The 17,237-nt window shown below is 70.0% G+C and carries 16 protein-coding genes; 7 read left to right on the top strand and 9 right to left on the bottom strand.

What is annotated here, in order from left to right:
* Positions 1-7: 7 nt before the first annotated feature.
* The 4 genes from EDD90_RS28500 (at position 8) to EDD90_RS28515 (ending at position 6,240) form a co-directional block, all read left to right on the top strand.
* Entirely contained in the window at positions 8-1,534 is a 1,527-nt protein-coding gene (locus tag EDD90_RS28500; RefSeq protein WP_123975823.1) for a bifunctional glycosyltransferase family 2/GtrA family protein, read from the top strand.
* On the top strand, positions 1,531-3,831 hold the full coding sequence (locus EDD90_RS28505) for a glycosyltransferase family 39 protein (protein WP_123975824.1): 2,301 nt from the start codon (positions 1,531-1,533) through the stop codon (positions 3,829-3,831). Before EDD90_RS28500 ends, EDD90_RS28505 begins: the two co-directional genes overlap by 4 nt.
* A 117-nt stretch (positions 3,832-3,948) precedes the next feature.
* Positions 3,949-5,331 (top strand): MFS transporter, encoded by a 1,383-nt coding sequence (locus tag EDD90_RS28510; protein ID WP_260328122.1) that lies wholly within the window; start codon positions 3,949-3,951, stop codon positions 5,329-5,331.
* A 159-nt stretch (positions 5,332-5,490) separates the two neighbouring features.
* Positions 5,491-6,240, top strand: coding sequence for a TetR/AcrR family transcriptional regulator (locus tag EDD90_RS28515; RefSeq protein ID WP_185149632.1), 750 nt, complete (start codon positions 5,491-5,493; stop codon positions 6,238-6,240).
* Between the two features lie 98 nt (positions 6,241-6,338).
* Here EDD90_RS28515 and EDD90_RS28520 read toward each other — a convergent pair whose 3' ends face one another.
* Positions 6,339-6,812: a PPOX class F420-dependent oxidoreductase gene (locus EDD90_RS28520; RefSeq protein ID WP_123975826.1), complete on the bottom strand. Its 474-nt coding sequence runs from the start codon at positions 6,810-6,812 to the stop codon at positions 6,339-6,341.
* Between the two features lie 72 nt (positions 6,813-6,884).
* Between EDD90_RS28520 and EDD90_RS28525 the strand changes: the two genes are divergently transcribed.
* On the top strand, positions 6,885-7,376 hold the full coding sequence (locus tag EDD90_RS28525) for a hypothetical protein (protein WP_123975827.1): 492 nt from the start codon (positions 6,885-6,887) through the stop codon (positions 7,374-7,376).
* Positions 7,377-7,413: 37 nt separating this feature from the next.
* Here the strand turns inward: EDD90_RS28525 and EDD90_RS28530 are convergent, their stop codons facing one another.
* From EDD90_RS28530 to EDD90_RS28540, 3 genes are all read right to left on the bottom strand, one after another.
* Positions 7,414-8,235: a YceI family protein gene (locus EDD90_RS28530; RefSeq protein WP_123975828.1), complete on the bottom strand. Its 822-nt coding sequence runs from the start codon at positions 8,233-8,235 to the stop codon at positions 7,414-7,416.
* A 122-nt stretch (positions 8,236-8,357) separates the two neighbouring features.
* A complete protein-coding gene (locus EDD90_RS28535) occupies positions 8,358-10,904 on the bottom strand; it encodes an MFS transporter (protein WP_123975829.1) in 2,547 nt (848 codons plus the stop codon).
* A gap of 20 nt (positions 10,905-10,924) precedes the next feature.
* A complete protein-coding gene (locus tag EDD90_RS28540; RefSeq protein WP_123975830.1) occupies positions 10,925-11,512 on the bottom strand; it encodes a MarR family winged helix-turn-helix transcriptional regulator in 588 nt (195 codons plus the stop codon).
* A gap of 194 nt (positions 11,513-11,706) precedes the next feature.
* Between EDD90_RS28540 and EDD90_RS28545 the strand changes: the two genes are divergently transcribed.
* Entirely contained in the window at positions 11,707-11,913 is a 207-nt protein-coding gene (locus EDD90_RS28545) for a hypothetical protein (RefSeq protein WP_123975831.1), read from the top strand.
* Between the two features lie 99 nt (positions 11,914-12,012).
* Here the strand turns inward: EDD90_RS28545 and EDD90_RS28550 are convergent, their stop codons facing one another.
* The 5 genes from EDD90_RS28550 to EDD90_RS55695 all read right to left on the bottom strand — a co-directional run bounded on the left by EDD90_RS28550 (position 12,013) and on the right by EDD90_RS55695 (position 15,944).
* Positions 12,013-12,918, bottom strand: coding sequence for a hypothetical protein (locus EDD90_RS28550; protein ID WP_260328124.1), 906 nt, complete (start codon positions 12,916-12,918; stop codon positions 12,013-12,015).
* A 72-nt stretch (positions 12,919-12,990) separates the two neighbouring features.
* The gene (locus EDD90_RS28555; protein WP_123975832.1) at positions 12,991-13,917 is read right to left on the bottom strand and encodes an RNA polymerase sigma factor SigF; all 927 of its coding nucleotides are present in this window, start codon (positions 13,915-13,917) and stop codon (positions 12,991-12,993) included.
* Between the two features lie 422 nt (positions 13,918-14,339).
* Positions 14,340-15,263: an RNA polymerase sigma factor SigF gene (locus EDD90_RS28560; protein WP_311737222.1), complete on the bottom strand. Its 924-nt coding sequence runs from the start codon at positions 15,261-15,263 to the stop codon at positions 14,340-14,342.
* A gap of 189 nt (positions 15,264-15,452) precedes the next feature.
* A complete protein-coding gene (locus EDD90_RS28565; protein ID WP_123975833.1) occupies positions 15,453-15,746 on the bottom strand; it encodes a Dabb family protein in 294 nt (97 codons plus the stop codon).
* Positions 15,747-15,767: 21 nt separating this feature from the next.
* Positions 15,768-15,944 carry a hypothetical protein gene (locus EDD90_RS55695; protein ID WP_185149253.1) on the bottom strand — a complete coding sequence of 59 codons (177 nt, stop codon included), beginning with the start codon at positions 15,942-15,944 and terminating at the stop codon, positions 15,768-15,770.
* A 497-nt stretch (positions 15,945-16,441) separates the two neighbouring features.
* Here EDD90_RS55695 and EDD90_RS28570 point away from each other — a divergent pair, with 497 nt between their 5' ends.
* A complete protein-coding gene (locus EDD90_RS28570) occupies positions 16,442-17,236 on the top strand; it encodes a hypothetical protein (protein WP_123975834.1) in 795 nt (264 codons plus the stop codon).
* Position 17,237: the final 1 nt, after the last annotated feature.

Below are 17,237 nucleotides of genomic sequence, written 5' to 3' on the forward strand. Positions count from 1 at the left end.
CGGTGCCATGCGAACCGACTCTTCTCCCGGCACCCTGCCGGCGCGGGAGCACCTCCCGGCCGGAAACGCCGGTACGCCTGTCCTGGACGTAGTGATCCCCGTCTACAACGAGGAGAAGGACCTCGGGCCATGCGTCCTCAGACTGCATGACCACCTCAAGCGCACCTTCCCGTACGCCTTCCGCATCACGATCGCGGACAACGCGTCCACCGACACCACCCCCCAGGTGGCGCAGCGGCTTGAGGCGGAGATCCCCCAGGTCAACTCGTTCCGGCTGGAGCAGAAGGGCCGCGGCCGGGCGCTGCGGACCGTCTGGTCCGCCTCGGACGCACCGATCCTCGCCTACATGGACGTCGACCTGTCGACCGACCTGAACGCGCTGCTGCCGCTGGTGGCGCCGCTCATCTCCGGCCACTCCGACCTGGCGATCGGTTCCCGGCTGGCCCGCTCGTCGCGCGTGGTGCGCGGCGCCAAGCGGGAGTTCATCAGCCGCACGTACAACCTGATCCTGCGCGGCTCGCTGCAGGCCCGCTTCTCGGACGCACAGTGCGGCTTCAAGGCGATCCGGCGCGATGTCGCACAGGGGCTGCTGCCGATGGTCGAGGACACCGGCTGGTTCTTCGACACCGAGATGCTGGTGATCGCCGAGCGGGCGGGGCTGCGCATCCACGAGGTGCCCGTCGACTGGGTCGACGACCCGAACTCGACCGTGCACATCGTGAAGACGGCCACCGACGACCTCAAGGGCGTGTGGCGGGTCGGCAAGGCACTGGCCACCGGTTCGCTGCCGTTGGACCGGATCGCCCGCCCGTTCGGCGACGACCCGCGCGACCGCGACATCCAGGACGTGCCGAAGGGCCTGGCCCAGCAGCTCGTCGGGTTCTGCGTGGTCGGCGGCCTGTCGACCCTCTTCTACCTGGTCCTCTACAGCGCCTTCCGCTCCTTCTCCGGTTCGCAGCTCGCCAACGCGCTCGCGCTGCTGGTCTCCGCGGTCGCCAACACCGCCGCCAACCGGCGCCTCACCTTCGGGGTGCGCGGCCGGGGCGGGGCGGTCCGGCACCAGGCACAGGGCCTGGTCGTCTTCGGTATCGGCCTCGCGCTCACCAGTGGTTCCCTCGCCGCCCTGAACGCGGCGAGCAGCGACCCCGCGCACTCCACCGAGCTGGCGGTGCTGATCGCCGCCAACCTCGCGGCGACCGTCCTGCGCTTCCTGCTCTTCCGCGCCTGGGTCTTCCCGGACCGTGACACCGCCGGCCGGCCGGAGCCGTCCTCGTCCACGGTGGTGGCCGCGCACAACCCGTCGTCCCAGACCTGCACGACCGGCGGATACCAGGCGTACCAGCCGCAGCCGTACCAGCCGCAGGGCCCGCTCCCGCAGCGCATCCCGCTGCCACAGCAGCAGCCCTACGCGCAGGGCGGCACCACGACCACCCAGTTCCGCGCCGGTGAAGCCGCGGACGGCACCTGGAGGGACAGCACCATGCAGCTGCACCCGGTGCACCCCCACGACACCGACCCGGGGGACCCCCGATGAGCACCCACACCGACCATCCGGCCCAGTGGGGCCCGCCCCCCACGTCTCCCCCGGCGCCGTACCCGCCCGAGGCCCGCCCTGAGGCACCGGCGCCCGAGTCGGGCGAGCCCGCGCAGCCCTTCGTACGGAGACTGTGGCGCGGCCGTCCCGAGGACCCGCGCTGGGTGCGCCCGGCCTTCCTCGGCCTGCTGGCCGCGACCCTCCTGCTCTACCTGTACAACCTGAGCGCCTCCGGCTACGCCAACTCCTTCTACTCGGCGGCCGTGCAGGCGGGCAGCAAGTCCTGGAAGGCCTTCTTCTTCGGCTCGCTGGACGCAGGCAACGCGATCACCGTCGACAAGCCCCCGGCCTCGCTGTGGCCGATGGAGCTGTCGGTCCGGATCTTCGGCCTCAACTCCTGGGCGATCCTCGCCCCCGAGGTCCTCATGGGCGTCGCGACGGTCGCCGTCGTGTACGCGGGTGTGCGCCGCCGGTTCAGCCCTGCCGCCGGTCTGATCGCGGGCGCGGTGCTCGCGCTCACTCCGGTCGCGGCGCTGATGTTCCGGTTCAACAACCCGGACGCGATGCTGGCGCTGCTGATGGCGGTCGCCTGCTACATGGTGGTCCGCGCGGTCGAGGACGGCCGGACGAAGTGGCTGGTGTGGGCCGGGGCCGCGATCGGCTTCGCGTTCCTCGCCAAGACCCTCCAGGCCATCCTGATCCTGCCGCCGCTCGCGATCGTGTACGCGGTCTGCGCGCCGGTGTCGGTGAAGAAGCGGTTCGGCCAGCTGGCGGTCGCCACCGGCGCGCTCGTCGTCTCCGGCGGCTGGTGGGTCACGATCGTCGAGCTGTGGCCCGCCTCCTCCCGCCCGTACATCGGCGGCTCGCAGGACAACAGCTTCCTGTCGCTGACCTTCGGCTACAACGGCTTCGGCCGCCTCAGCGGCAACGAGACCGGCAGTGTCGGCGGCGGTGGCGGCGGCAACGGCAGCACCGGCCAGTGGGGCGCGACCGGCTGGAACCGGATGTTCAACTCCGAGATCGGCGGCCAGATCTCCTGGCTGCTGCCTTCCGCGCTGATCCTCCTGATCGCCGGCCTGGTGGCCACGCGCAAACTCAAGCGGACCTCGGCGACCCGCGCAGCGTTCCTGGTCTGGGGCGGCTCGTTGCTGATCACCATGGTCGTCTTCAGCTACATGGCGGGCATCTTCCACCAGTACTACACGGTGGCCCTGGCCCCCTACCTGGCGGCCGTGATCGGTATGGGCGCCGACCAGCTGTGGAAGCAGCGCGCCGAGCTGTGGGCGTCGATCACCCTCGCCGCGTCCGTGGTCGCGGCCGCGGTCTGGGGCTACGTCCTGCTCAACCGCACCTCGGACTACCTGCCCTGGCTGAAGTACCTGGTCCTGATCGGCGGTCTGGCCGCCGCGCTCGGCCTGGTCTTCGCGGGCCGGATCAGCCGTCAGCTCGCCCTCGGGGCGGCGGCGGTGGGCCTGGTGGCCGCGCTGGCCGGCCCGACCGCGTACACCCTCAGCACCCTCCAGACGGGCCACACCGGCTCCATCGTCACGGCCGGCCCGGCCGGCGCGAGCATGATGGGCGGTGGCCCCGGCGGCGGTGGCGGTATGCGCGGCGGCATGGGCGGCGGTGGCGGCTTCGGCCAGAACCAGCAGGGCCAGAACGGCCAGAGCCAGAACGGCAACGGCAGCACCCAGAACGGCCAGCAGGGCTTCCCCGGCGGCGGCATGGGCGGCAACGGCAACAGCACCGGTGGTACCGGTGGCTTCGGCGGCGGTATGCCGGGCCAGAACGGCCAGAGCCAGAACGGCAACGGCAGCACCCAGAACCAGCAGGGCAACGGCACCACCCGGAACGGGAACGGCTTCCCCGGCGGCGGTCAGATGGGCGACGGCGGCGGCATGGGCGGCGGCGGTGGCGTCGGCGGCCTGCTGAACGGCGCGACCGTCAGCTCCCAGGCCAAGAAGCTGCTGGAGAAGGACTCGTCCAAGTACACCTGGGTCGCCGCGGCCATCGGCGCCCAGAACGCGGCGAGCTACCAGCTCTCCACCGGCGACCCGGTGATGGCGATCGGCGGCTTCAACGGCACCGACCCGTCCCCGACCCTGGCCCAGTTCAAGAAGTACGTGGCGGACGGCAAGATCCACTACTTCATCTCGTCCGGCAGCGGCGGCGGCATGGGCGGCAGCAGCAGCGGCACGTCCTCGCAGATCACCTCATGGGTCGAGAAGAACTTCAAGAAGGTGACGGTGGGTTCGGCCACCTTCTACGACCTCACGCAGAAGGCGAGCAGCAGCTGACGGCCGGCTGAGCGACGCAGGGACCGACCCGAGGGCGGTGGCTTCGGCCACCGCCCTCTGCCGTGCCCACGGGAAATGCGTTGTACGCCGTACAGGACGTCTTCTACGGTGTACAACATGACTTCAAAGGGCCACCCCCAGCGCTGGCTGATCCTCGGTGTCATCTGCCTCGCGCAGCTCACCGTGCTGCTCGACAACACCGTCCTGAACGTGGCCATCCCCTCCCTCACCCGGGAGCTGCACGCGGCCACCGCCGACATCCAGTGGATGATCAACGCGTACTCGCTCGTCCAGTCCGGCCTGCTCCTGACTGCGGGCAGCGCGGCCGACCGCTACGGCCGCAAGAAGCTGCTCATCGCGGGCCTGGCCCTGTTCGGCGCGGGTTCGCTGGCTGCGGGCCTGGCCGACACCACCGGCCAGTTGATCGCGGCGCGGGCCGGCATGGGCGTGGGCGGCGCACTGCTTCTCACCACCACCCTGGCCGTGGCGATGCAGATCTTCACCCCCGACGAGCACCCCAAGGCCATCGGCATCTGGAGCGCCGTCAACGCGCTGGGCTTCGCCGCCGGTCCGCTGATCGGCGGGTTCATGCTCAACCACTTCTGGTGGGGCGCGATCTTCCTGGTCAACCTCCCGGTCGCGGCGCTGGCCCTGGCGGCGGTCGTGGTCCTGGTCCCCGAGTCGAAGAACCCCCAGGGCGACCGCCCCGACCTGCTCGGCGCGCTGCTCTCCACGATCGGCATGGCCGCGCTGGTCTTCGCGATCATCTCCGGCCCGGAGCACGGCTGGACGTCCGGACGGGTACTGGCCACCGCCGCCGTGGCGATCGCGGTCCTGTCGCTGTTCGCTTACTGGGAGAGCCGGATCCCGTTCCCCATGCTCGACCCCCACTTCTTCAGGAACCGCCGGTTCACGGGTGCGGTCGCCGGCGCGGTGCTGATCACCTTCGGCATGGGCGGCGCGCTGTTCCTCCTCACCCAGCACCTCCAGTTCGTCCTCGGCTACGGCCCGTTGGAGGCGGGTCTGCGTACGGCACCGCTCGCGCTGACGGTCGTCGCCCTCAACTTCACGGGCGTGTCGGCCAAGTGGGCGACGAGGCTGGGGACACCGGTGGCGGTCGCCGTGGGGATGCTGCTGATGTCGCTGGGCCTGGTGTCGATCGCGCTGTTCGACTCCGGCGGATACGGCGGCACGCTACTCGGTCTGCTGCTGATCGGTGCGGGGTGCGCGGTCGCCAACCCGGCGATGGCGCACGCCGTCATGAGCGCGATCCCGCCGGAGAAGGCGGGGGTGGGGGCCGGGATCAACGGAACGCTGGCCGAGTTCGGGAACGGTTTGGGAGTGGCCGTGTTGGGAGCTGTTCTGAGCTCTTGGGTGGCGTCGGGGAAGTCATTGTCGGCGGGGCTGGGGGCCGGGCAGTTGGTGGGGGCGGTCGCGGTGGTGGCCGGAGGGTTCGTGGCGGCGGGGCTTCTTCGTCGGGCGGAGAAGAATGTCGCCTAGGGGGGAGGGGGTACATGTTCATCGGCGAGTGCGGGTGGAATGTTGCTGGTCGCGCCCACGCGGCGGAGCCGCATATCGATCACAGCCCCGCGCCCCTGACGGGACGCCGGAGTTCTAGCATCTTGGGAAGTGGTCGTGGTGGTGGAGGAAGGTGTCGCGATGATGCGGGCCAGTGTGTGGCTGGAGGAGAAGGCCCGTAAGGGCGGTCGTACCGGGCAGCCCTCCGGACTCGACCGGGCCCGCATCACCTCCGCCACAGTCCGGCTCCTCGACACCGACGGGCTCGCCAAGTTCTCCATGCGACGGCTGGCGGGCGAGCTCAATGTGACCGCCATGTCCGTGTACTGGTACGTCGACACCAAGGACGACCTGCTCGAACTCGCCCTCGACGCGGCCTTCGGTGAGCTGAGCCTGCCGGATACGGCCGAGGGCGACTGGCGGGAGCAACTGCGCACGCTGGCCACGGAGTACCGTGCGCTGCTGGTCCGCCACCCCTGGCTCTCCCCGCTGGCCGGCCGCTACCTCAACATCGGCCCCAACTCGCTCGCGTTCTCCCGCGTGGTCCAGCAGGTCGTCCGCCGCGCCGGCCTGCCCGCGCACGGCGTGACCGGCGCGATCTCGGCCGTCTTCCAGTTCGTGTACGGCTACGGCACGATCGAGGGCCACTTCGCCGAACGGGTGGCAGGGGCCGGCATGACCCCCGACGAATACTTCAGCACCGCGATGGACGCGGTGGCGGAGACGCCCGAGACGGCCGACGTCATCAGGGAGTCCAGGGACCTGATGGCAGCGCGCGGCGGCGACACGGTGGCCGAGATGCTCGACAGGGACTTCACCTTCGCCCTGGACCTGCTGATCGCAGGAATCGAGGCCAAGGTGCAGCGCCCCGAAAGGGGCGCGGGGCTGTGATCGATATGCGGCTCCGCCGCGTGGGCGCGAGCAACCACACACAGCCCGCACCCGCGAACGAGGCCGCACCCCCGGGCTCTTAGGCGCCCGGCCTCCCCTCACGCGTCCGGCGCAGCCAACCGCGCCGGGAAACCGCCGGTGGCAACCGGCCCCCACTTCTCCGGCGTGACCCGGATGATCGACTTCCCCTGCTTCACCATCGCCGCCCGGTACTCGTCCCAGTCCGGATGCTCCCCGGCGATGTTCCGGTAGTACTCCACCAGCGGCTCCACCGACTCGGGGGAGTCGATCACCTCGGCGCGTCCGTCGACCTGTACCCACGGCCCGTTCCAGTCGTCGCTCAGGACGATCACGCTCACCCGTTCGTCCCGCTTCGCGTTCCGCGTCTTCGCCCGTTCGGGGTACGTGGAGACGACGATCCGCCCGGAGTCGTCGACCCCGCAGGTCAGCGGCGACCCCTGCGGGCTGCCGTCGGCGCGTCGCGTGAGCAGGATCGCCCGGTGCCGGGGCCGTACGAAGTCCAGCAGATCGTCGAGGGAGACAGCGGTGTTCGTCGCAATGTTCGGTGCCATGTCGTCAGCCTAGGGCCGCGGAGGCCGCTCAGCCTGTCTCCGCCGTGCCTACGTCCACGCTTCGCTGACAGGATGCGGGACGTGGCCACCAGTCTCATAGCCGTGCTCGGAACACTGCTCGGCGCAACCCTGACCCATCTGTTCCAGCAGCGCACCGCGGTGCGGGCCGAACAGTTCGCCCGGGGTGAGCGCCTGCGGAGGGAACGCATCGACGCCTACTGCGAGTTCGGGGGCGCACTGGCGAACTACCGGCGCGGCCAGATGGACTACTGGTTCGCCAAGAACGACGGCCGCTCCATCGCGGAGGAATCGCTCCATGAACTGCGGCGGGAGGCCCAGCGGCTGCGGGCCGCGGCCATGGAGGCGATGTTCCGGTCCGAGCTGCTGACCCACTCCGCGCAGTTGGACGAGCTCGGGCGGCAGGCCCTCAAGTCGGTCGACCGGATCAGCGACGCGCGCTCGCGTGCCGATCTGGGTCCGGCCCGGGAGACGTCACGGGCCTTGATCTACGACTTCGTCGCGGCGTCACGGGTCCACGTCACGGGGCTGTACCCGGCCGAGTAGCCCTGCCGGGTGGCCCCGTGCGAACGCGGGGCATGCGTCACGCCTGCGGCAGCGACTCGCCCTGTACCGCCTGGATCTCCAGTTCGATCTTCAGGGTCGTCCCGATGGCGGCGATGCCCGCCTGGACCACCTGGTTGTAGTTCATCGCGAAGTCCTCGCGGTGCAGTTCGGTCGTCGCGCGGAACGCGGCCCGGGTGCCGCCCCACGGGTCCGCGCCGGTGCCGAGGTAGGCGAGGTCCAGGTCGACGGGGCGGACCACACCGTGCAGCGACAGTTCGCCGTGGACCGTCCAGCGGTCGGAGCCCGCCGCCGTCAGACCGGTGGAGGTGTAGGTGATCTCCGGATGCCGTTCCACGTCCAGGAAGTCGGGCGAGCGCAGATGGGTGTCGCGCATGCCGTTGCCCGTGTCGATGGAGGCGGCCCGGATGACCGCCCGGACGCGGGACTTCGCGACGTCGTCGGGGGCGATCTCGATCCAGGCGCCGAAGTCCGTGAAACGGCCCCGGACGCTGGAGATGCCCAGGTGCTGGGCGACGGCGCCGACGGTGGAGTGCGCCGGGTCCACGGTCCACGGGCCGGGCGGGGGCAGTTCGCTGCCGCCCTGCCGCGCCAGCGTGATCGCGCCGATCTCGGCACGGCCGCTCGCCGTGACGATGGCGCTGGCGGCGGCGGGCGCGTAGCCCACGGCCGTGACGATGACGGTGTACGCCCCGGGCGCCAGCGGGTTCGGGTCACGGACCGCGCCCTCGTCGTCGGCCTCGGCGCGCAGCACCTGGCTGCCGGTCATGTCGGTCACCGTGACGACCGCGTGCGACACGGCCCATCCGTCCCGGGTACGGATCCTCGCGGTCAGTCCCATCCCGTTTCTCCCTGCGAACACTTGAGTGGCAATGCACTCAGACGCTTACAAAATGGTCGTATGAGACCGGCCCGTGGCGGGCGCCTCCTTGTCGGCGCGCCCGCCACGGGCCGGAGTGCGAACTACTCGCCCGGGTGGGAGAGCTCGATGTCGTGGCCGTCGACACCGGCGCCGGCGACGTTCAGGGCCGTGGCGACCGGCGGGTAGCCCGTCGCGATGACGGTGTAGTCGCCGCCGTCCAGGTCGGCGAAGGCGTACGCGCCGTCCACGCCGGTGGTGGCCGTGCCGACCACGTTCCCGGCCGCGTCCACGAGGGTCACCCGGGCGTCGGCCAGCGGACCGTGCGGGGCCCGTACGACACCCTGCAGCTGGGCGCCGGCGTCCAGGTCGACCTCGATCCGGGTGACCCCGGTGGTGCCGATCTCGACGGGCAGGGCGCGGGGCCGGTACCCGGCCGCGTTCACCGCGACCGTGACGACACCCGGCACCAGCTCGCCGAAGACGAACTGTCCCTGCTCACCGGTGGCCGCGGTGGCCAGCAGGTCGCCGCGCACATCGGTGACGATCACCATGGCGTCCTTGACCGGGAGCGCGCTGCCCGCGCCCCGCACCACACCGCTCAGCCCGCTGGTGCCGCTGAGCAGGATGTCGTACGACAGCGGGTCCTCGCCCACCAGGACGGTGGAGGCCTGCGGCTGGTGGCCGTCGGCGGAGGCGATCAGCACGTACGAGCCCGCGCCGGGCGCGTCCAGCCGGTAGGAGCCGTCGTAGCCCGCGACCGAGCGGCCCAGCTGGCGGCCGGAGAGCGAGATCAGGGTGACCGCGGCCTGCGCGACCGGGGCGCTCTCGGCGCCGCGCACGTAGCCGTGCACCGGGGTGCCGCCGGAGGCGGACTGCTCGGGAGCGGCGATGGTGGCGACGGCGGCGAACTGCCGGGTGGCCTCCGTGGCGGCCTGAGGAGCTGCCTCCGTGCTGCTCACGACGGGGGCGGCCCAGCTGGGGACCTGCTGCTCGGCGGTGACGGCCTCGGCGGCGGCCGGGACGCTCTCGGCGCCCGACGGGTTCTCCGCCTCGGCGGCCTGGGCGAGCCCACCCTTGGTCTTCAGCGGGACCTCCTTGATGAACAGGCTGATCAGGAACGCGAGGGCCGCGAGGCAGCCGGCGATCAGGAAGACGTCGGCGATGGCGTGGCCGTAGGCGCTCTCCATCAGGGTGCGCAGCGGGGTGGGCAGCTTGCCCAGGTCCGGGAGGCTGTCGCTGGACGAGCTGGAGCCGGCCAGGGCGGCCTGGTACTTGGGGGAGAGGGCGGCGACGCCCTCGGTCACGTAGTGCGTGATCCGGTGGGCCATCACGGCGCCAAGGGCCGAGACGCCCACAGCACCGCCCAGGGACCGGAAGAAGGTGACCGTGGAGCTGGCCGAGCCGAGGTCGGCGGGGGCGACCTGGTTCTGCGTGCAGAGCACCAGGTTCTGCATCATCATGCCGATGCCGAGACCCAGCAGCGCCATGAAGATCGACATCTTCCAGTACGCCGTGTCGTAGCGGATGGTCCCGAGCAGGCCGAGGCCCGCCGTCACGAGGACACCACCGCTGACCAGCCACGCCTTCCAGCGGCCGGTGCGGGTGATGAACTGGCCGGAGACGGTGGAGGAGATGAACAGACCGCCGATCATCGGGATCGTCATCACACCGGACATCGTCGGGGACTTGTCGCGGGCCAGCTGGAAGTACTGGCTGAAGAACACCGTGCCGGTGAACATCGCGACACCGACGAACAGGGAGGCCAGCGAGGCCAGGGTGATGGTGCGGTTCTTGAACAGCCGCAGCGGGATGATCGGTTCCTTGGCCTTCGACTCGACCAGGATGAAGATCAGCGCGAGGGCGATCGAACCGCCGACCATGGCGTAGGTCTGCCAGGAGATCCAGTCGTACTTGTCACCGGCGAAGGTGACCCAGATCAGCAGCAGCGAGACGGCGGCGGCGACGAAGAACGCACCGGCCCAGTCGACCTTGACGTCCCGCTTCACGACCGGCAGGTGCAGGGTCTTCTGCAGCACGATCAGCGCGACGACGGCGAAGGGGACGCCGACGTAGAAGCACCAGCGCCAGCCCAGCCACGAGGTGTCGGTGATGACACCGCCGAGCAGCGGGCCGCCGACGGTGGCGACGGCGAAGGTCGCGCCGAGGTAGCCGGAGTAACGGCCGCGCTCACGCGGCGAGATCATGGCGGCCATGACGATCTGGGCGAGGGCCGACAGACCGCCGACACCGATGCCCTGGATGACACGGCAGGCGATCAGCATGCCGGCGTTCTGCGACAGACCGGCGGCCGCGGAGCCCAGGACGTAGATGACCAGGGCTATCTGGACGAGCGCCTTCTTGCTGTACAGGTCGGACAGCTTGCCCCAGAGCGGGGTGGTCGCGGTCATGGCCAGCAGCGAGGCGCTGACGACCCAGGTGTAGGCGGACTGGCCGCCGCCGAGGTCGGTGATGATGTGCGGCAGGGCGTTGGTGACGATCGTGGAGGACAGGATCGCCACGAACATGCCGAGCAGCAGACCGGAGATGGCTTCCATGATCTGCCGGTGCGTCATCGGGGTCTGCTCGACGGAGCCTCCCCCGTGCGGCTTTGCGTGAGCCCGCACACCGGCTGGTGTGGTCGTTGCCATGGGCTTCCTTTTCTTACGTCTTATGCGGGTGTACGGGTGGTCGGTTCGAGTACGGGGGCTTCGAGTACGGGGGTGGGGGCGCGGGCGGCTGAGGCGACCGCGGCCGTGGCGGCGGCCTTCGCGATGCCCGGGGCCGCCGCCACGGCCGCGGTGGGCCGGGGATGCAGGGCGACCGTGGCCCGGCAGTCGCCGAAGCTGTCCCGGAGCCGGGTCATCAGCCCGATCAGCTGGTCGATCTCCGTGTCGCTCCAGTCGCTCAGCCGCTCGGTGAGCAGTTCGGTGCTGCGCCGGGACAGATCCTGGAGGGTCGCCTCGCCCGCAGGGGTGAGGTGCAGGATGCGGGACCGCTTGTCCGCCGGGTCGGGGGACCGCTCGATCCAGCCGCGCTCGCAGACGTGCGCCACGTGCCGGCTGGTCACGGACATGTCCACGGCGAGCAGCTCGGCGAGCTTGCTCATGCGCATGGAACCGTGGCGGCCGAGCAGCGTCAGCACGGCTGCGGAGCCGGCCGGGCACTCGTGCGGCAGGATCCGCGCGAGGTCCCGTTTCACGGCCCCGAAGGCGCTGAGCTGACGTGCCAGCTCCTCGAACTGCGCCTGCTCCGCCATCACACCTCCCGTTATCGTTGCTTGGGGCAACCATAGAACTGTTTGGTTGCTGCAGGCAAACAAACGGGTGGCCGCAGGGCTAAAAACTTGGCAAAGGCAAGTATTGCGAACGTAAACGCCCAGGTGGGGCGTGTTGCACCACCGGGTGGCCCCCCACTTGGGCCGCACTCCCCGATTCGCTAGTGTCTCGGGCCATGGCTAACACCCAGGGCCCCCAGGGCAACTACGACCCCGCCGGCAGCACCCAGATGTTCCGCGCGTTCGTCGACGAGGCCCCCCAGACCTCCCAGCAGACGACGTCCACCTACTCTTCCTCCTCCGGCCCGCGCGTCGGCCTGATCCTCGGCGTCGTCGCCGTGGTGGTCGTGGTGGCGGCCGTGGCCTGGCTGGCGTTCATGTAGTACGGCCGTCCGGGCGCGCTGCGACGGCCCGGGCGGCGGCACGACGAAGAACCCGGGGACGAGCGCCCCGGGCTTTCGTCGTGCCCGGCTCCGGTCCGCTCACTTCCAGTCGACCGTCTCGACCCTGGTCTCGATGTGCATGCCCAGTGGCACCCGCCAGTCGTCCACGCAGACCGTCCAGGTCCTGTCCGTGCCGGAGCCGGGTGCGATGGGGACCGGGAGGGCCTCGGTCTTCCTGACCGTCGACCAGTCGATGCCCAGCAGGTCGATGATGTGTGTGCCGAGGGTGATCGTGCCCGAACGGACCGCTGTGTCCCCGGAGTTGTGGAAGGCGACCGTCACCTTCTCGCACCAGCGCCGGTCCGTCGCCTCGCGGGTGGGGGCGCTCCAGGTGAGGGCGGCGGGCGAAGCGGGCGCCGAAGAGGTGCCCGGTCGGGGCGAGTTCGGCGCCGTCGGCCGGGAGCCGGTGCGGCGGGAAGCGGGGGCTGACGGTGATGGAGGCGAAAGTGCCGTACCGGAAGCCGAGTTGGTCGACCGGGGCCCGGCGGAATCCGATGCGTCCGCGGTAGTGGCCGACCCGTCCGCCGTACCCGTCGACCCGTTCGAGGTCCCCGTCGAGCTGCCTTCCGGCCCTTCCGGCCCTCTCGACCCGTCCAGCGGGACCAGCGTCACCGATCCCGTAGGTCTCGCCGGCGTACGGGTCGGGCCGCCCGCCGCTCCCACTGCCGTATAGCCGCCGGAGTTGCCGCCGCAGGCGGTGAGGGAGCAGACCAGGCAGAGACCGGCCAGCGGGAACACCGCCGCCGCGCCCCACCGGCCCTGCGCCGCACTGCGGGGGCGCGTGGGGCCGGTGGCCGGGGGTGCGGGGACGGTCACGGAGGCCACGGCCGTCACCGAGGTCACAGCCGTCACTGTGGCCGCCGACGTCACCGTGACGGCCGCCGGCGCCTTCGTGTCGGCGGGGTGGTGGCCGCTAGGTGTCCTGGGTGCCCGACGGAGAAGCATCGCGCCAGTGTGGCTGACACTCCGTCAGTAAGGAACCCGTCGAACCCGGTTCGGTCCGGGCTCGGTCCGCGGTCAGTCCGAGATCAGGCCCTCGCGGAGCTGGGCCAGGGTGCGGGTCAGCAGGCGGGAGACGTGCATCTGGGAGATGCCGACCTCCTCGCCGATCTGGGACTGGGTCATGTTCGCGAAGAAGCGCAGCATGATGATCCGGCGCTCGCGCGGCGGCAGCTTGGCCAGCAGCGGCTTCAGCGACTCGCGGTACTCCACGCCCTCCAGGGCCGTGTCCTCGTAGCCGAGGCGGTCGGCCAGGGAGCCCTCGCCGCCGTCGTCCTCCGGGGCCGGGGAGTCGAGCGAGGAGGCGGTGTACGCGTTGCCCACGGCCAGGCCGTCGACGACGTCCTCCTCGGACACGCCCAGGACGGCGGCCAGTTCGGTGACCGTCGGGGAGCGGTCCAGCTTCTGGGAGAGCTCGTCGCTGGCCTTGGTGAGGGCCAGGCGCAGCTCCTGCAGACGGCGCGGGACGCGGACCGACCACGAGGTGTCGCGGAAGAACCGCTTGATCTCGCCCACGACCGTCGGCATCGCGAACGTCGGGAACTCCACGCCCCGTTCGCAGTCGAAGCGGTCGATCGCCTTGATCAGGCCGATGGTGCCGACCTGGACAATGTCCTCCATCGGTTCGTTGCGGCTGCGGAAGCGGGCTGCCGCGTAGCGCACGAGGGGGAGGTTGAGTTCGATCAGGGTGTCCCGGACGTAGGCACGCTCGGGGCTGTCCTCTTCGAGTGCGGCAAGGCGCAGGAACAGGGAGCGGGACAGGGTGCGGGTGTCGAGGGCCGCCGAGGTACCCGGGAGTTCCGGGGTCGGAGGGGCCTCCAGCGCCGGGGCGCCGTCGATCGTGCCATCGATGCTGTCGAGCACGTCGATGGTGTCGAGCTCCTTGGGCGCTGCCTCGCTCGTCGTGGGCGTGAGGACCTTCGAGCTGCCCTGGTCTGCGGACATGCCACCCCCTTTGGGTCGCGGGACGGTCGCGGCGACGCTCCCTTGCGAGGAGCGGTGCCTTCACCTGAATACCGGAGCCTGGGCCCCGGCAAACGCGCTTCCGGCAGAATGTCACATGTCGGCAACACGCTGTAGTGACATGTCGACATGTGAAATGTGAATCCGCCCTGGATGCAGGGGGTCTGACGCTTTTTCGCCCCTCAACTGTCGGGAAGTGCGCTGGTGGGCGATTCGCTCTGGCCGGTGATGGCTCGATCCTGTTTGCGGTTACGGCCGCACCAAGTCGCCCGGGGTTGTGTCTCGGGCGGATAACGGAGGTGCCGAGCAGGGCCGGTGAAGTCGGCTGCGGTTCGGCAGCGCCCCGAAGGGGCGCGGGGAACTGCGGACGAAGGCGGGCCGTCGCGGCGTTTCCGGTGGAGCGGTTACGCCTCGATGCGGTTCGCCGAGCGCAGGCGCTGGAAGCTGCGGGCGAGGAGGCGGGAGACGTGCATCTGGGAGACGCCGAGCTCCGCGCTGATCTGTGACTGGGTGAGGTTGCTGTAGTAGCGCAGGAGGAGGATGCGCTGCTCCCGCTCGGGGAGCTGGACCAGCAGGTGGCGGACCAGGTCGCGGTGTTCCACGCCGTCCAGGGCCGGGTCCTCGTAGCCGATGCGGTCCAGCAGGCCCGGCAGGCCGTCGCCCTCCTGCGCGGCCTCCAGGGAGGTCGCGTGGTACGACCGGCCGGCCTCGATGCAGGAGAGGACCTCGTCCTCGCTGATGCGCAGCCGTTCGGCGATCTCGGCGGTGGAGGGGGAGCGGCCGAAGGCGGTGGTCAGGTCCTCGGTCGCGCTGTTGACCTGGACCCACAGCTCGTGCAGCCGGCGCGGTACGTGCACGGTGCGGACGTTGTCCCGGAAGTAGCGCTTGATCTCGCCGACGACGGTCGGCATCGCGAAGGTCGGGAACTGCACGCCCCGGTCCGGGTCGAAGCGGTCGATGGCGTTGATCAGGCCGATGGTGCCGACCTGGACGACGTCCTCCATCGGCTCGTTGCGGGAGCGGAAGCGGGCGGCCGCGTAGCGCACGAGCGGGAGGTTGGCCTCGATGAGCGCCGAACGCACGCGGTTGTGCTCCGGCGTGCCCGGCCTGAGCTCCTTGAGCTGGCCGAAGAGCACCTGGGTCAGCGCCCGGGTGTCGGCGCCGCGCCGTTTCTCCGGGGCCGGGGCGGGCGCCTGGGCCGGGGGCTGTGCGGGGTTCTGCGCGGCGTTCTGAGCGGGGTTCTGGGGCGGGTTCTGGGCCGGGCTCTGACTGGGGGGCTGGGCTGGGGCGGGCGCCTCTTCCTGGGGCGGCGCAGAACTGGCCGACACGGTCAACGCCACCTCTTCATCGGTCAATCATCCGTCAAAAGCGGTCATAGCATCACAAGACATGTGCACTGTGTGCAAGCACCGCATAACGTCGTGTTGGGAGTGAATTGTGGCAAGTTTGTGCATAAGACGTGCGAAAGCCCCCCACCGTTCCCGGCGGGGGGCAGGATCGGGAAAGCGCCGTACGGCTCAGAAGTCGTAGTCGGCGATCACCCACGTGGCGAACTCCCGCCACTGTGCCGCGGCTGCCTGGTGGGCCGGGTGCTCCAGATAACGCTTCAGGGCGTCCCGGTCCTCGACCGCCGAGTTGATCGCGAAGTCGTAGGCGATGGGGCGGTCCGTGGTGTTCCAGCCGCACTCCCAGAAGCGGAGCTCCTCGATCTGGTCGCCGAGGGAGAAGAAGGCCTCGGCGCCCGCGACGGCGCGCGGATCGTCGCGCTCGACGCCCTCGCCGAGCTTGAAGAGGACCAGGTGGCGGATCATTGCGGCTCCCGGGGTGGTGCGCTACTTCGCTCCGTTGACGAGCCAGGTCATGAACTGCCCGATGGCCTTGGCCGCGTCCGATATGCCCTCAAAGCCTATCTGGACGTAGCTGGCCGCCTTGGCCGGGTCGGTGATGATCACGTACAGCGCGAAGACCACGAGCACATACGTGGCGATCTTCTTGGCATTCACCGCCACCGCGGCCTCCCCTGTGCCTGCCTCTGCCGGCGTGTCTGCGTAGCTGTGGACCCTGCTGCCGGCCGCGAGTGTAACCTTCACGCCCCCCTCGGGGCCCAACGGCCCGCTGGTCGAGGCCTTTTGTCGGGCCTGGGGCGTGAAAAGGGGCGCACGACGGAAATGCGCTCCGGAGGCGACGGGGGCGAAACGCAGGAAGGGCCCCGTCTTTCGACGGGGCCCTTCTCCAAGCGGTAGCGGAGGGATTTGAACCCTCGGTGACTTGCGCCACACTCGCTTTCGAGGTCTGTTCGTGCTGGTCAGGGCGTGATCCAGGGTCGTTCAGCCTCGTTCATTCCCGTACTCCGGTCCGTCGCGTGAACCGCCGTGGACGGCCCCGGACGGGGGTGAATGAGACGGAAACTGAGACGGGCCGCCAGCACGAAAGCGCCGAGTCCATGCACGTCAGAGGCTTTCCCAAAGGCCTCAGTTTTGTCGTTGGGTCCCGCTACCCTCGCGTCATGCCTGAGTATGAGGACAACCCGGCCGGTCGCCTGCGGACGCTGCTCATCGAGTTGCATCAGACACCTCCGAACCACGGGGCATGGGACGCTGCGGCGAGGCTTCTCGTCCCGACAGCTTCGCCATCCTCGCCGGATGCGCTCAGGGCCATGACACGTTTGCTGGAGCTCCCGGGGGACGTCAGGGCCGCCGTGGGAGCGCTCGATGAAGACGATGAAGAGAAGGAGCACCTTGTCGAGCACCTGGACAAGGTGGAGGCTTTTCTGACCAGCGTGACCAACCGGAACAACACCCTTGGCCAGGCGTTCCAAGTCTTCGCTGTCGGAGGAGACGTCCCCAACAGTGCTGCTGTGCAGTCTCTGGGTACCTGCTCGCGCCGGCTGCATCGCCTCAGCCCTGAGCCAGTCATCCCACGCGAGGAGATTGACCGTCTCATCCAGTCCGTGACCGCGCTCATGGACGAGATCCGAGCATCCAGCCTGGAGAGTGCGGCCAAGCTTCTCCTGTTGCATCATCTCCATCGTCTGCTTCAGGCTCTCGACCTCATCCGCGTTACTGGGACCGCCCCCGTCGAGGAGAGCTTTGACGCCTTCCTGGGGGCCGTCACACGTAACGGCGAAGCGATGCAGGATGTGGGGAAGCGCGGCCTGACGGAGCGACTCACGGCCTGTTTGGGAGCGGTCAAAACGGCTATCGACATCGCGCGAGGTATCCACCAGTTCGGGACGGAGACGCACGCCGTGATCGAACAGGGAACGCACGCTATCGAACAAGCTGGCCGCCTCCTGTCGTAAC

Origin of the sequence: Streptomyces sp. Ag109_O5-1, assembly GCF_003814875.1 — a bacterium.
GTDB classification, from domain to species: Bacteria; Actinomycetota; Actinomycetes; order Streptomycetales; family Streptomycetaceae; genus Streptomyces; species Streptomyces sasae.

Excerpts from the sequence above, each read along its gene's own strand:
- EDD90_RS28500 (WP_123975823.1), top strand. The coding sequence starts at position 8 with ATGCGAACCGACTCTTCTCCCGGCACCCTGCCGGCGCGGGAGCACCTC.
- EDD90_RS28505 (WP_123975824.1), top strand. The coding sequence starts at position 1,531 with ATGAGCACCCACACCGACCATCCGGCCCAGTGGGGCCCGCCCCCCACG.
- EDD90_RS28510 (WP_260328122.1), top strand. The coding sequence starts at position 3,949 with ATGACTTCAAAGGGCCACCCCCAGCGCTGGCTGATCCTCGGTGTCATC.
- EDD90_RS28515 (WP_185149632.1), top strand. The coding sequence starts at position 5,491 with ATGATGCGGGCCAGTGTGTGGCTGGAGGAGAAGGCCCGTAAGGGCGGT.
- EDD90_RS28520 (WP_123975826.1), bottom strand. The coding sequence starts at position 6,812 with ATGGCACCGAACATTGCGACGAACACCGCTGTCTCCCTCGACGATCTG.
- EDD90_RS28525 (WP_123975827.1), top strand. The coding sequence starts at position 6,885 with ATGCGGGACGTGGCCACCAGTCTCATAGCCGTGCTCGGAACACTGCTC.
- EDD90_RS28530 (WP_123975828.1), bottom strand. The coding sequence starts at position 8,235 with ATGGGACTGACCGCGAGGATCCGTACCCGGGACGGATGGGCCGTGTCG.
- EDD90_RS28535 (WP_123975829.1), bottom strand. The coding sequence starts at position 10,904 with ATGGCAACGACCACACCAGCCGGTGTGCGGGCTCACGCAAAGCCGCAC.
- EDD90_RS28540 (WP_123975830.1), bottom strand. The coding sequence starts at position 11,512 with ATGGCGGAGCAGGCGCAGTTCGAGGAGCTGGCACGTCAGCTCAGCGCC.
- EDD90_RS28545 (WP_123975831.1), top strand. The coding sequence starts at position 11,707 with ATGGCTAACACCCAGGGCCCCCAGGGCAACTACGACCCCGCCGGCAGC.
- EDD90_RS28550 (WP_260328124.1), bottom strand. The coding sequence starts at position 12,918 with ATGCTTCTCCGTCGGGCACCCAGGACACCTAGCGGCCACCACCCCGCC.
- EDD90_RS28555 (WP_123975832.1), bottom strand. The coding sequence starts at position 13,917 with ATGTCCGCAGACCAGGGCAGCTCGAAGGTCCTCACGCCCACGACGAGC.
- EDD90_RS28565 (WP_123975833.1), bottom strand. The coding sequence starts at position 15,746 with ATGATCCGCCACCTGGTCCTCTTCAAGCTCGGCGAGGGCGTCGAGCGC.
- EDD90_RS28570 (WP_123975834.1), top strand. The coding sequence starts at position 16,442 with ATGCCTGAGTATGAGGACAACCCGGCCGGTCGCCTGCGGACGCTGCTC.